This window comes from Ferribacterium limneticum, from assembly GCF_020510585.1.
Taxonomy (GTDB): Bacteria; Pseudomonadota; Gammaproteobacteria; order Burkholderiales; family Rhodocyclaceae; genus Azonexus.
In genome coordinates this window covers 417,496-430,217 of the sequence record NZ_CP075190.1, presented here as the reverse complement: position 1 = coordinate 430,217, position 12,722 = coordinate 417,496, and the positions used below count along the sequence as shown (strand labels likewise).

The 12,722-nt window shown below is 62.8% G+C and carries 13 protein-coding genes; 7 read left to right on the top strand and 6 right to left on the bottom strand.

Annotated elements, in window-relative coordinates:
- Positions 1-69: 69 nt before the first annotated feature.
- The 5 genes from KI613_RS02090 to KI613_RS02070 all read left to right on the top strand — a co-directional run bounded on the left by KI613_RS02090 (position 70) and on the right by KI613_RS02070 (position 4,993).
- Positions 70-723, top strand: coding sequence for a hydrolase (locus tag KI613_RS02090; protein WP_226403569.1), 654 nt, complete (start codon positions 70-72; stop codon positions 721-723).
- Between the two features lie 50 nt (positions 724-773).
- Positions 774-1,472, top strand: a complete 699-nt coding sequence (locus KI613_RS02085; RefSeq protein WP_226403568.1) for a pirin family protein — start codon at positions 774-776, stop codon at positions 1,470-1,472.
- A gap of 46 nt (positions 1,473-1,518) precedes the next feature.
- Positions 1,519-3,348, top strand: a complete 1,830-nt coding sequence (locus tag KI613_RS02080) for an amidohydrolase (RefSeq protein WP_226403567.1) — start codon at positions 1,519-1,521, stop codon at positions 3,346-3,348.
- A gap of 19 nt (positions 3,349-3,367) precedes the next feature.
- Positions 3,368-3,967, top strand: coding sequence for an antibiotic biosynthesis monooxygenase (locus KI613_RS02075; RefSeq protein ID WP_226403566.1), 600 nt, complete (start codon positions 3,368-3,370; stop codon positions 3,965-3,967).
- Positions 3,968-4,105: 138 nt separating this feature from the next.
- On the top strand, positions 4,106-4,993 hold the full coding sequence (locus tag KI613_RS02070; RefSeq protein ID WP_226403565.1) for an alpha/beta fold hydrolase: 888 nt from the start codon (positions 4,106-4,108) through the stop codon (positions 4,991-4,993).
- 338 nt (positions 4,994-5,331) lie between these two features.
- Here the strand turns inward: KI613_RS02070 and KI613_RS02065 are convergent, their stop codons facing one another.
- The 4 genes from KI613_RS02065 to KI613_RS02050 are packed head-to-tail and all read right to left on the bottom strand — an operon-like array spanning position 5,332 to position 8,877.
- Positions 5,332-6,414 carry an NADH:flavin oxidoreductase/NADH oxidase gene (locus KI613_RS02065; RefSeq protein WP_226403564.1) on the bottom strand — a complete coding sequence of 361 codons (1,083 nt, stop codon included), beginning with the start codon at positions 6,412-6,414 and terminating at the stop codon, positions 5,332-5,334.
- A 58-nt stretch (positions 6,415-6,472) separates the two neighbouring features.
- Positions 6,473-6,676, bottom strand: a complete 204-nt coding sequence (locus KI613_RS02060) for a 2-hydroxymuconate tautomerase family protein (protein WP_226403563.1) — start codon at positions 6,674-6,676, stop codon at positions 6,473-6,475.
- Positions 6,676-7,659, bottom strand: a complete 984-nt coding sequence (acuI, locus tag KI613_RS02055) for an acrylyl-CoA reductase (NADPH) (protein ID WP_226403562.1) — start codon at positions 7,657-7,659, stop codon at positions 6,676-6,678. The genes KI613_RS02060 and acuI overlap by 1 nt, the downstream gene beginning before the upstream one ends.
- 15 nt (positions 7,660-7,674) lie before the next feature.
- Entirely contained in the window at positions 7,675-8,877 is a 1,203-nt protein-coding gene (locus KI613_RS02050; protein WP_226403561.1) for a YbfB/YjiJ family MFS transporter, read from the bottom strand.
- 100 nt (positions 8,878-8,977) lie between these two features.
- Here KI613_RS02050 and KI613_RS02045 point away from each other — a divergent pair, with 100 nt between their 5' ends.
- Positions 8,978-9,838, top strand: coding sequence for a LysR family transcriptional regulator (locus tag KI613_RS02045; protein WP_226403560.1), 861 nt, complete (start codon positions 8,978-8,980; stop codon positions 9,836-9,838).
- On the opposite strand, the gene recG is transcribed toward KI613_RS02045, so the two are convergent.
- Complete coding sequence (gene recG / locus KI613_RS02040; protein WP_226403559.1) at positions 9,828-11,879, bottom strand: ATP-dependent DNA helicase RecG; 2,052 nt, start codon at positions 11,877-11,879, stop codon at positions 9,828-9,830. The two genes, KI613_RS02045 and recG, sit on opposite strands and share 11 nt — an antisense overlap.
- Positions 11,880-11,897: 18 nt before the next feature.
- Positions 11,898-12,281 carry a RidA family protein gene (locus tag KI613_RS02035; RefSeq protein WP_226403558.1) on the bottom strand — a complete coding sequence of 128 codons (384 nt, stop codon included), beginning with the start codon at positions 12,279-12,281 and terminating at the stop codon, positions 11,898-11,900.
- Positions 12,282-12,334: 53 nt separating this feature from the next.
- Here KI613_RS02035 and KI613_RS02030 point away from each other — a divergent pair, with 53 nt between their 5' ends.
- Positions 12,335-12,670: a tetratricopeptide repeat protein gene (locus KI613_RS02030; RefSeq protein WP_226403557.1), complete on the top strand. Its 336-nt coding sequence runs from the start codon at positions 12,335-12,337 to the stop codon at positions 12,668-12,670.
- The last annotated feature ends 52 nt before the right edge of the window (positions 12,671-12,722 follow it).

The window sequence follows — 12,722 nt, the reverse complement described above, 5'->3', positions numbered from 1 at the left end:
TAAAAAATTCTTGCAACTAGACTTGTGACTCGCACTCACAGCAAGTGTTCCATCCCCCGGAGAATGACCATGCCCAAAGCATCCCCAACCCCTGGAAAAACCCTCCTCAACCCGACCAACCATTTGCTGATCATGATCGATCATCAGTCGCAGATGGCCTTTGCCACAAAGTCGATTGATGCCATTACGCTGCGCAACAACGCGGCGCTGGTCGCCAAGGCAGCGCACGAGTTCAAGGTGCCGACCATCCTGACGACGGTAGCGGAAAAAACGTTTTCCGGACCGATGTTCGATGAGATCAAGGTTGTCTTCCCGGACGCCAATGTGATCGACCGCACGACAATGAATACCTGGGAGGATGCGCGGATTGCCGAGCGCGTCAATCAGTTGGACAAGGCCAAGGTGGTCTTTGCCGGACTGTGGACCTCGGTCTGCATTGTCGGGCCGACCTTGTCGGCAATCGATCAGGGCTTCGAGGTCTATGTCATCGCCGATGCCTGTGGCGATGTCTCGGATGAGGCCCACCAGCGCGCCATGGAGCGCATGATCCAGGCGGGTGTCCGGCCGATGACCGCGTTGCAGTATCTGCTCGAACTGCAGCGCGACTGGGCGCGCGGCGAGACTTACAACGAGACGGTCGCAACGTCGATTGCCCACGGCGGCGGTTATGGCCTCGGCCTGATCTACGCCAAATCCATGTTCGGCGGCGGCGAAGGACACTGAAACCGTCCACTGCCCCTGAAGCACCTGACCAACTCCCCAACGAGGTTGCCATGATTACCCTGCGTAAAAGTTCAGATCGCGGCCAAGCCGACCACGGCTGGCTGCATAGCCAACACAGTTTTTCCTTTGCCGATTATCACGATCCGCAGGAGATGGGCTGGGGCCCGCTCCGCGTCATCAACGAAGACAGTGTCGAGCCGGGCCAGGGGTTCGGCACCCATGGCCACCGCGACATGGAAATCATCAGCTATGTTCTTGACGGTGAGCTGGAACACAAGGACAGCATGGGCAACGGCACGGTTATTCGTCCCGGCGATGTGCAGCGGATGAGCGCCGGAACCGGCGTGCGACATAGCGAGTTCAATCCCTCGCCCCGCTCGCCGGTGCATTTCCTCCAGATCTGGATCGAGCCGGCCGCCGTGGGCATGGCACCGAGCTATGAACAGAAGTATTTCTCGCCGGAAGAAAAGCAAGGCCGACTGCGCCTGCTGGCTTCGCAGGATGGTCGGGACGGCAGCGTCACCGTGCATCGCGACACCGACCTCTATGCCGGCCTGCTCGGCCCCGGCGAGAAGTTAACCCACCAGCTCGCCACCGACCGCATGGCCTACCTGCATCTGATTCGCGGTGAGGCGAGCATCAATGGCGTCCGGCTGGAAACCGGAGACGCCGCAAAGATCAAGGGGGAAGAGAAGCTCACGATCATTGCCAACGCCGATTCGGAAGTGCTGCTGTTCGATCTCGACTGAGTCATTTGACGGCCGCCCGGCCGTCAAACCCAACACCGGAGGCACCATGGCAAGCATCGACAACGAAGCGCCGGCTGATCTCATTCTTCACAATGGACAAATCGCCACCAACGATCCGCGCCAGCCCTTCGTTGCGGCGCTGGCCATCCGCGATGGCCTGATTCAGCAGATTGGTGACGATGCGGAAATCATGGGCCTGCGCGGTCCATTGACCGAGGTCGTCGATCTCGGCCGGCGCACGGCAATCCCGGGCCTCAACGACTCGCACATTCACCTGATTCGCGGTGGTCTCAACTACAACCTGGAGCTGCGCTGGGATGGCGTGCCCTCGCTGTCCATGGCGCTGCAGATGCTCAAGGCGCAGGCGCAGCGGACGCCGCCGGGCCAATGGGTGCGCGTGGTCGGCGGCTGGAGCGAGTTCCAGTTTGCCGAACGGCGCCTGCCGACGCTGGAAGAACTCAACGCGGCTGCGCCCGATACACCGGTTTTCATACTGCACCTCTACTGCCAGGCCATGCTCAACCAGGCGGCACTGCGCGCTGTCGGTTACACCCGCGACTCACCCAATCCGCAGGGCGGCACGATAGAGCGCGACAAGGCCGGTCATCCGACCGGGCTACTGCTCGCCAAGCCGAACGCAATGATCCTCTACGCGACGCTGGCCAAGGGCCCGAAACTGCCGCCCGAGCAGCAGATCAATTCGACCCGCCATTTCCTGCGCGAACTCAACCGCCTGGGCATCACCAGTTGCATCGATGCCGGCGGCGGCTTCCAGAACTACCCGGACGACTATCAGGTGGTGGACGAACTGGATCAACGCGGCGAGTTGACCGTGCGCATCGCCTACAACTTGTTCACCCAAAAACCGAAAGAAGAAAAGCAGGATTTCGCGCGCTGGATGAAGATGACCGCCCCCGGTGCCGGCAGCGACTTCTATCGAACCAACGGCGCCGGCGAGATGCTGGTATTTTCTGCGGCCGATTTTGAGGATTTCCTGGAACCGCGCCCCGATTTGCCGGCCACCATGGAAGCCGAACTCGGCGAGGTGGTCAGCCTGCTGGCCAGGAATAAATGGCCGTTCCGGCTTCATGCCACCTACGACGAGTCAATCGACCGCTTTCTCGATGTGCTGGAGACGGTGCACCGTGAAGTGCCTATCGACCGGCTGGGCTGGTTCTTCGATCACGCCGAAACGATCAGTGATCGCAATATCGAGCGTGTCGGGGCGCTCGGCGGTGGCATTGCCGTGCAGCACCGGATGGCCTTTCAGGGCGAATATTTTGTCGACCGTTACGGCGCCAAGGCGGCCGAGCGCACGCCACCGATCCGCCGGATGCTCGACATGGGCATCCCGGTCGGGGCGGGCACTGACGCTACCCGGGTCGCCAGCTACAACCCGTTTGCCGCCCTTTACTGGCTGGTCAGCGGTCGGACCTGCGGTGGGCTCGCCCTGTATCCGGCCGCCAACCGGCTCAGTCGCGAGGCAGCGCTGCGCCTGTACACGGTGGGCAGCGCGGGGTTTTCCGGCGAGTCCGAGAAAAAGGGAAGACTGGTCGCCGGTCAGTTTGCCGACCTCTGCGTGCTGTCGGCTGATTACTTCAGCATTCCGGAAGTCGAAATCAAGGGACTGGTGTCGGTGTTGACCATCGTTGCCGGCAAGCCGGTCTACGCCACAGAGGAATTCCGGCGTTTCGACCCGCCCGCCTTGCCGGTCCTGCCCGCGTGGTCGCCGATGGCAAAATTCGGCGGCTATGGCGCGCCACTGGCATCGCCCGCCACCAAGGCCCAGCAAGTGGCACAGCCCTGCCGGGCTCACTACCATGGACCACTTCATCAGCATGGCGGGCTGGGTGGCTGCATGTGCTGGGCATTTTGAACGAATTCGGAGACCAGGCATGAGCGACGAAACCACTTCCAGGCCGGCCCCCGGCAAGGTTTCAGCCGAGAGCGTCACCCTGCATATCGAACAGCGCGTACGGCCTGATGCCGTTGTCCGATACGAGGAATGGCTGCGCGTGATTGCCGCCAAGGCCGCGGAATATCCGGGGCATCAGGGCGTGCACATCATTCGCCCACCGGCCGGCCACAACGAATATTCAATACTGATTCGCTTTGCCAGCGCTGCCGATGCGGAACGCTGGACCAACTCGACTGACCGCCGCGATCTGCTGGCCGGGATTGCCGATGCCTTCGAGCGCGACGACCAGTTCCGCATCGAGCCCGGCATCGAGTTCTGGTTCACCCCGCCCTCGCCGGCCCAGAAAAAACCGGCGCCGTGGAAGCAGTGGCTGATCACCACCTCGGTGATCTGGCCGCTCACCATGCTGATTCCACCACTCTTCAAACCCTTGTTTGCGGCGGTTCCAATATTGGGCGTCTGGGGCATCAGCCATGGAATCATCGCGGCGACCATCGTCGCACTGGTCGTTTTTCTGATCATGCCGCGCTATGTGCACGCCGTTTCCCGGTGGCTGTTCAAGCCAGCAAAAGGGTGATGGATCAGGGCAGTGCTGGCGTAACTTAAGCTACGTCGGCGCCTTGGCGCATGGCAAAATTCATCACAACCCAACTGCCAAGACATGAATCGCCATGACCCACCTCCTCATCGTTGCTGAATCAGCCGCCGAGCGTACATGAAACCTTCACGCTCCGAATTTCTCGACCTGCCCGACGTCCGCCTGCACATCCGGCGCTGGGGCAATGCCGAGGCACCGATGCTCTTCCTGCTGCATGGCTGGATGGACGTTTCTGCCTCGTTCCAGTTTATTGTCGATGAACTGGCCAGGGACTGGAATATCGTGGCGCCGGACTGGCGTGGCTTTGGGCAATCGGAATGGCTCAATCGGCCGTATTTCTTCGCCGAGCACCTCGGCGACATGGAGGCCATCGTCGACCGCTATGCGCCGGAGGGCAAGCTCAGGCTGGTCGGCCACAGCATGGGCGGCATTCTGTCCTGCCTCTATGCCGGGATTCGGCCCGAGCGCGTGGAGAGCGTCGTGTCGCTGGAGGGTTTCGGCATTGCGCCGACGACGCCGGAGATGGCGCCGGAGCGTTATCAGCAGTGGCTGGGCGCCCTCAAAAAGCCGCCGCGCATGCATGCCTATGCCGACCGCGCGGCCTTTGCCCGCCGGCTGTTGCACAGCGACCGTTTTCTGACGGCCGAGCGCGCCGAGTTCCTGGCCAAGCATCTGGCCCGCGTTGGCGATGGTGAAAACCGGGCCGGCCTGCGCCATCACGGCATCATCTGGAACGGCGACCCGTGGCACAAGGCGCCGGCGCCGTATTTGTTCCGGCTGGAAGAATCAATGGCGATCTGGAAGCAGATCACCTGCCCGGTACTTTGGGTGGCCGGCCGGCAATCGTGGGTCATTCGCGATTTCGGACAGCGGCCGGGCGACTGGGAAGCGCGTCAGGCGTGCTTTGCCAATGTCCGCGAGGAATGGATCGAGCAGGCCGACCACATGTTGCACCACGATCAACCGGCCGAAGTGGCGCGCATTGTCGAGGCGTTTATTGGCTGATTTGGGGCAATCCCACGGTCAACCGGAAATTTTGGCCAAAAATAAAAAAAGCCGGGAAACCCCGGCTTTTAGCCAAACCTTACCGACTTAGTGGTAGGCCGTCTTCGAGGCCAGTTTGGCGGCCATGAAACAGGCCAGACCAAGAATTACCACGGTGAAGATGATGCCGACGTAAGAGAGTTCGTCCATTTTTTATAGCCTCGAAAGTTGGGGTTAGGATGCAAATCAGGCAATAAGACAAGGCTTGCGGCAAAAGTTCCCGACTAATGAAAAATTTTTGTGCAACGCAACAAGGCCCGGTGGACGACACCGGGCCTTGTCTTTTGCAGCTGGAAAAATCAGCGGCCGACTGACCCGCTCGGCGCCGCGCGCAGGTATTGATTGGGCCAGACGCCGACCTGCCGCAGTTCTTGCGCCGCCAGCAACGGCCAGTACGGATTGCGCAGGATTTCGCGACCGATCAGCACCATGTCGGCCTGACCGGTGCGCACGATGTGGTCGGCCTGAACCGCCGAGGTAATCAAGCCGACCGCCGCGGCGGGCAAACCGGCCTCGTTGCGCACGCGGGCGGCGAATTCGGTCTGGAAGCCCGGGCCGGCCGGAATCTTGGCCGTCGGCACGAGGCCGGCCGTCGAGATATCGGCCAGATCGACACCTAGGGCTTTGAGGCCACGACACAGCGCGACCGTTTCGTCAGCCGACCAGCCGCCTTCCATCCAGTCGGTGGCCGACAGGCGGATGAGCAGCGGCAGATTTTCCGGCCAGACCGCGCGCACTGCGCTGACGACTTCACGCAGCAGGCGGGTGCGGTTGTCGAAACTGCCACCATAGGCGTCGGTGCGCTGGTTCGATAGCGGCGACAGGAACTGGTGCAGCAGATAGCCGTGGGCAGCATGGATTTCGATGGCCTGAAAGCCGGCGACGATGGCCCGCTTGGCGGCCGCGACGAAGGCCGTGACGACCTCGGCAATCTCGGCGACGCTGAGTTCATGCGGCTGGGCATAGCCTTCGCCGAACGACACGGCCGACGGGGCAACCGCCTGCCAACCGCCTTCATCGGCGCGCAAAGTCCGCTGTTCGCCCCAACCCAGTCCGACACTGGCCTTGCGCCCGGCGTGGGCGAGCTGGATGGCCGGCACGCAGCCTTGCTCGCGAGCCAAGCGGGCGATTTTGGCCAGCGGCTCGATCTGTTCGTCGTTCCAGAGACCGAGGTCGCCCGGGCTGATCCGGCCGGCCGCCGTGACGGCCGTCGCTTCGAGGATCATCAGGCCGGCGCCGCCGATGGCGCGGCTGCCGTAATGAATGAAATGCCATTCGCCAGCCATGCCGTCGGTGGCCGAGTACTGGCACATCGGAGGGATACCGATGCGGTTCTTGAGGGTGATGTCCCGCAGTTTCAGGGGTTCGAACAGGTGGCTCATGATTTCAGTTTTGGGCAAATATTCCGGTTGACCGTGAAAGTTTGAAAAACGGGTAGATTTACTCGCCGCGCGCCCGGCGGACCGTGATCGATTCGCCCGCCACGCCCCAGTTGTCGGTATCGACTTCATCGATGACGACGACCGTCGTTTTCGGGTTCTTGCCCAGCACATCGACGAGCAGTTGGGTCGCCCCGGCGATCAGGCGCGCCTTCTGCTCGGCCGTCGCCCCTTCGCGGGTGATCTTGATATTGACGTAGGGCATCAGCGATTCACGTCCACGACGACGCGACCGCGCACCTTGCCGTCGATGAGCTGCGCCGCCGTCGGGATGGCTTCGGCCAGCGAGACTTCATGGGTGATCAGGCCGAGTTTGCCGACATCGAGATCGGTGGCCAGACGCTGCCACGCCACCAGCCGCTCCGGCCGCGGACACATCACGCTGTCGATGCCGACCAGCGTCACGCCGCGCAGGATGAAGGGCGCCACCGACGACGGAAAATCCATGCCGCCGGCCAGCCCGCAGGCGGTCACGACGCCGCGATACTTGGTCGTCGCGCAGACGTTGGCCAGCGTGTGTGAGCCGACGACATCGACCGCCCCCGCCCAGCGTTCCTTGCCGAGCGGCTTGCCGGGTGCGGAAAATTCACTGCGATCCAGAACTTCGGCCGCGCCGAGTTGTTTGAGGTAATCCGTTTCTTCCGGCCGACCGCTGACGGCAACGACCGTGTAACCGAGCTTGGCCAGCACGGCAATCGCCACGCTGCCCACCCCACCCGCCGCACCAGTAACGACGATCTCGCCATCGGCCGGCATGACGCCCTGCCGCTCGAGCGCCAGCACGCAGAGCATGGCGGTGTAGCCGGCGGTGCCGATGGCCACGGCCTGCTTTTCCGAAAACGCCGCCGGCAGCGGTACCAGCCAGTCGCCCTTGAGCCGCGCCTTCTGGGCCAGTCCGCCCCAATGCGTTTCGCCGACGCCCCAGCCGTTGAGCACGACGCGGTCGCCGGCCTTGTAGTCGGCGTGGCTGCTGCTTTCGACCGTGCCGGCAATGTCGATGCCCGGCACCATCGGGAACTTGCGGACAACCGGAATCTTGCCCGTGATGGCCAGCCCGTCCTTATAGTTAAGCGACGAATAGTCGACGCGCACCGTCACATCGCCTTCCGGCAGCTGGCTGTCGGCTATGTCCTGCACCGACGCCCGGTAACCGGCATCGTCCTTCTCGATCAGAATTCCCTTGAACATGTCTCGTCTCCGTATTCAGTGCTGCAAGCTGGGTTCGAGCGCCGGTGTGGCGTCTCGCTTTTCGACAAATTTCAGTATAACCAAGAGCACAACGCCGACCACCATGACGCCGGCCGCAATGCTCAAGCCAATCGAATAGTTGCCAAGCCGGGTCGCCAGCCAGCCAACCATGGCCGGCCCGATGATCTGCGCCGTGCCGTACGAAAGCGTCATCTTGCCCATCATCTTGGCCGGCCGCGTCGGGTAGTAGCGCCCCGCCATGGTCAGAACGAGACTGACCATGCCGATGAAGGTTCCGCCAAAGAGCAGCGCGCCGAAGATGGTGGCGAACAAACCGCCGACCGCCACCGGCAGGGCTATCCCGACAATCTGCAGCACGGCGGCGATGATCAGCGCATTGATGTCGCCAGTGTAACGAGCGATCAAGTCCCAATTGAAGGCCGCCGGCGTCGCTGCCAGACCGATGGCCAGGAAAGCCAGCGCGCCCTGCCCGGCCAGTCCCGGCAAGCCATCGACGATGGCGACGATGAAGGTCGCACTGATCACGTAACCGAAGCCGGCGCAAAAGTAGGACGCCATGAAGATGCCGAGGAACAGGCGGCTCGGCGGGTTGTCGTGCATGGGAGCGCCGCTCTTGGTGACAGGACTGGTATCGGGCGCCGGCAGCCAGGCCAGCGCCGGCACAATGAGCAGGCAGGCGATGGCCGAAAAGGCGAACCACTGTTCGCGCCAGTCGAACGAACCGCTCATCAGCCACACCGCTACGGCGCAACCGGAAATCCCCAGGCCGATGCCGCCGAAGTGGATGCCCAGTTCCGGCCGATGGTTGTGGCGAATCAGCCAGTTGAGGATCAGCCCGGTGCCGAGCAACATGCCGGCCGCGCTGGAAAGGCCGGCCATGAAACGCGAGGCCATCCAGACCAGCGGATCGTTGGTCAGGCCCATCATCACCGTGCTCAGGATGGCAACGACCAGCCCGATCCGGTACAGCCGGTCCTTGAGCACCAGATCGCTGATCAGCGACGCAACCAGCGCCCCGCACAGATAGCCAGCGTAATTGAACGCCGCCAGCCAGCCAGCCTCGGCCAGCCCGAGCCCGGCCTGTTGCTGCATGAGCGGCAGCAGCGGCGTGTAGGAAAAACGGGCGACGCCGAAGGTCAGCAGCAGGCTGAAGATCCCGGCGCTCAGCACCTTGAAGCGTTCTCTCTGTGAGTTCATGGGACGTTCCCTTTGTTATTGATGTTTGAACAATAAACAGAGTAAAGTATCAATTCAAATGATTTGTTTAGAACTAACCATTCGTTTTTTGAGATAGCACATGGAACTCGTCGCTCTCCGCACCTTTCAGGCCGTCGTCGAAGAAGGCGGCATCCTCGCCGCTTCGCGTAAGCTCAACACCGTCCAGTCCAACGTCACCGGCCGCATCCGGCGGCTGGAAGAAGAACTCGGTGCCGAACTGTTCATCCGCAAGGGCCGCGGCCTGGAACTCGCGCCGTCAGGCAAGGTGCTGCTCGACTACGCCCGGCGCATGCTCATGCTCGAACGCCAGACGGCCAGCGCCGTCCGGCAGGTCGGCGAAAGCGCCGGCGAACTGCGCATCGGCGCCATGGAAACCTTCGCCGCCCTGCACCTGCCGAGCGCCCTGAAGGCCGTGCGGGCCGGACATCCGGGCCTTGAACTGCGCGTCACCACCGACACCACCAGCACGCTGACCGGCAAAGTCCTTGACCACAAACTCGACTGCGCCTTCGTCGCCGGCCCGGTCATCCACCCCGACCTGCAGTTCGACGAGCTGGTCATCGAGGAGCTGGTACAAGTACACGCCGCCGGCACCGACCCCGTGCTGCTGCCGCTCATCCTCTTCCGCGAAGGCTGCGCCTACCGCACCCGCGCCGTCGCCTGGCAACGCGCCCAGGGCCATGCGGTTTCTGACGCCATGGAATTCGGCACACTCGAAGGCATCCTTGGCTGCATCGCCGTCGGCCTCGGCTGGACCCTGATGCCGCGCCGCGTCGTCGAACAGTCGAGCCATGCAGCCGATCTGGTCATCGAAACAGTGCCGGATGAATTCAGTCTGGTACCAACCGGCATGATCTATCTGCGTGAAGCGCGGGCGATGGCGGCGCTCAAGACGTTGAGCGACGGCATTACCGCCTCGGCTAATCGGGTCAGGATTTAAGCAACTCTTCGCGCGAGCCGAGCCAGCGTTTGAGGTGGTGCTCGGCCAAATCGAGGTGCTCGGTCAGCATTTCCTCGGCCACGTCGCGGGCCATTTCGACCAGATCGGCATCCATTTCCAGATCGGCATAGCGCAATAGCGGCACCCCGCTCTGCCGGGCGCCGACGAACTCGCCGGGACCGCGAATCTGCAGATCCTGGCGGGCGATCTCGAAACCGTCGGTGTTTTCGAAAATGATCTTCAGGCGCTGCCGGGCGATCTCGCCGAGCGGCCCGGCGTAGATCAGCACGCAGCTCGATTCGTACTTGCCGCGGCCGACTCGACCGCGCAACTGGTGCAACTGCGACAGCCCGAAACGTTCGGCGTGTTCGATGACCATCAGACTGGCATTGGGCACGTCGACGCCGACTTCGATGACCGTCGTCGCCACCAGCACATCGATCTCGCCGGCAGCGAAAGCGGCCATCACGGCCTGCTTTTCGTCGGCTTTCAGGCGGCCGTGCACCAATCCCACGGTCAACCCGGAAAATTGGCCAAAAAGAAAATCATAAGTTTCCTGCGCCGTTTGCAACTGCAAGGCCTCGGACTCCTCGATCAACGGGCAAACCCAGTAAGCCTGCCGGCCTTCCTCGACAGCCATCCTGACAAACCCGACCACGTCGTCACGCCGGTTGTCGGCAACCAGCCGCGTCTTGATCGGCGTCCGCCCGGGCGGCAGTTCGTCGAGCACCGTTACGTCGAGATCGGCGTAATAACTCATGGCCAGCGTGCGCGGAATGGGCGTCGCCGACATCATGAGCTGATGCGGGTTGTCGCCCTTCTTGCGCAAGGCCAGCCGTTGGGCGACGCCGAAACGGTGCTGCTCGTCTACGATGGCCAGCCCGAGTTTGGCAAAATCGACGCCATCCTGAATCAGCGCGTGCGTGCCGACGACCAGTTGCGCTTCGGCTGCCGTCGCCGCCAGTTGCTCGCGCTTGGCCTTGGTCTTCAGGCTGCCGGACAGCCACGCCACCTTGACCCCGAGCGGCTCCAGCCAGTCCTTCAATTTCAGATAATGCTGCTCGGCGAGAATTTCCGTCGGCGCCATGAAGGCCGCCTGCCAGCCGGCCGAAATGGCCTGACAGGCCGCCAGCGCGGCGACGATGGTCTTGCCGGCGCCGACATCGCCCTGCAGCAGGCGCTGCATCGGATACGGCTGGGCGAGGTCATTGGCGATTTCGGCCATCGCCCGCAATTGCGCGCCGGTCAGACCGAACGGGAGTTGATCAAGCAGCCGCGCCCCGAGGTCGTCCCGCGCCACCAGCACCGGCGCCCCCTGCTCGCGGCGAGCCAGATAAGCGCGGCGCAGCGACAGTTGCTGAGCCAGCACCTCGTCGAATTTCACCCGCCGCCAGGCCGGGTGATTGCGCGCGTGCAGTGTATCGAGATCGGTGCCGGGTGGCGGCGTATGCAGAAAACGCAGGCTGCGCGCCAGCCCGGGCAGTTTCAGACGCTGGCGCAGAGCATCGGGCAGCGTTTCGGACAGATCGCCAACCACCAGCGCCTTGCCGATCAGCTTTTGCAGCGCGGAATTGGCCAAGCCAGCGGTCGTCGGGTAAATCGGCGTCAATTCGGCAGGTAGCGGCTCGTCGTCGCCGACTTTGCGGAAACGCGGGTGCACCATCTCGGCGCCAAAGAAGCCGCCGCGCACTTCACCGAACGCCCGGATGCGCGAACCTTCGCTGAGAGCGGCCTGTTGATTCGGATAAAAACTGAAAAAGCGCAGCGTGATCTCGCCGCTATCGTCAGCCGCCCGCACGATCATCTGCCGGCGCGGCCGGAACTGGATTTCGTTGCTGTGGACGACGACCTCGATCTGCACCGGCTCGTTGCCAAAACTCCGATTGACCGGCGTGATGCGAGTTTCGTCCTCGTAGCGCAGCGGCAGGTGCACCAGCAAATCGGCCTCGCTATGGAGGCCGATCTTGGCGAGCTTCTTCTGCAGCGCCTCGGAGGCGCGAATGGGCGGAGAAGCCGGGGCCGGCGCCCCGCTCGTCGTCATCAGACGTAAATCAGTTGCTTAGTTACCCAGGCACATCACCGCATCGGCCTCGACCAGCGCGCCGCGCGGCAGTTCCTTGACGCCGACGGCAGCACGTGCCGGGAACGGCTCGCTGAAATATTTGGCCATCGTTTCATTGACCTTGGCAAAGTTGGCCAGATCGGTCAGGAACACGTTGAGCTTGACCACATCGGCCAGCGAACCGCCGGCTGCTTCGGCCACGGCCTTCAGATTGTCGAAAACGCGAACGATTTGTGCATCAATCCCGTCTACCATTTGCATGGAAGCCGGATCGAGCCCGATCTGCCCGGACATGTACACGGTGTCGCCGACGCGCACGGCTTGCGAATAGGTGCCGATGGCGGCCGGGGCGTTCGGGGTGGCGATGATGGTCTTGGCCATGAGTAAGCTTCCTGTATCCGGATTGCAAAACCCTATTTTAGCCTTGGTAGCCCATGAACCCACGCATCGAATCCCTGGAAAAAATGCTCGACGGCCCGCGCGACGGCGCCCTGCTCCGCTTCTCGCTCGGCAACGAATACCTGAAGGCCGGCGACCCGGCCAAGGCGGCCGGACAATTCCGCGCCGCCGTCGATCGCGACCCGAACTATTCCGCCGCCTGGAAAGTCCTCGGCAAGGCCCTGGCCGAAGCCGGCGACCACCCCGGCTCACTGGACGCCTACGAACGCGGCATCGTTGTCGCCGAAACGAAAGGCGACATTCAGGCAGCAAAGGAAATGGCCGTGTTTGCCAAGCGGATTCGCAAGGCACTCGCAGAAGGGGCAGGCTAATCCAGCTTAAGATTTGAAGACCATTGCCCTGCAAGGATCAACACACACAGCG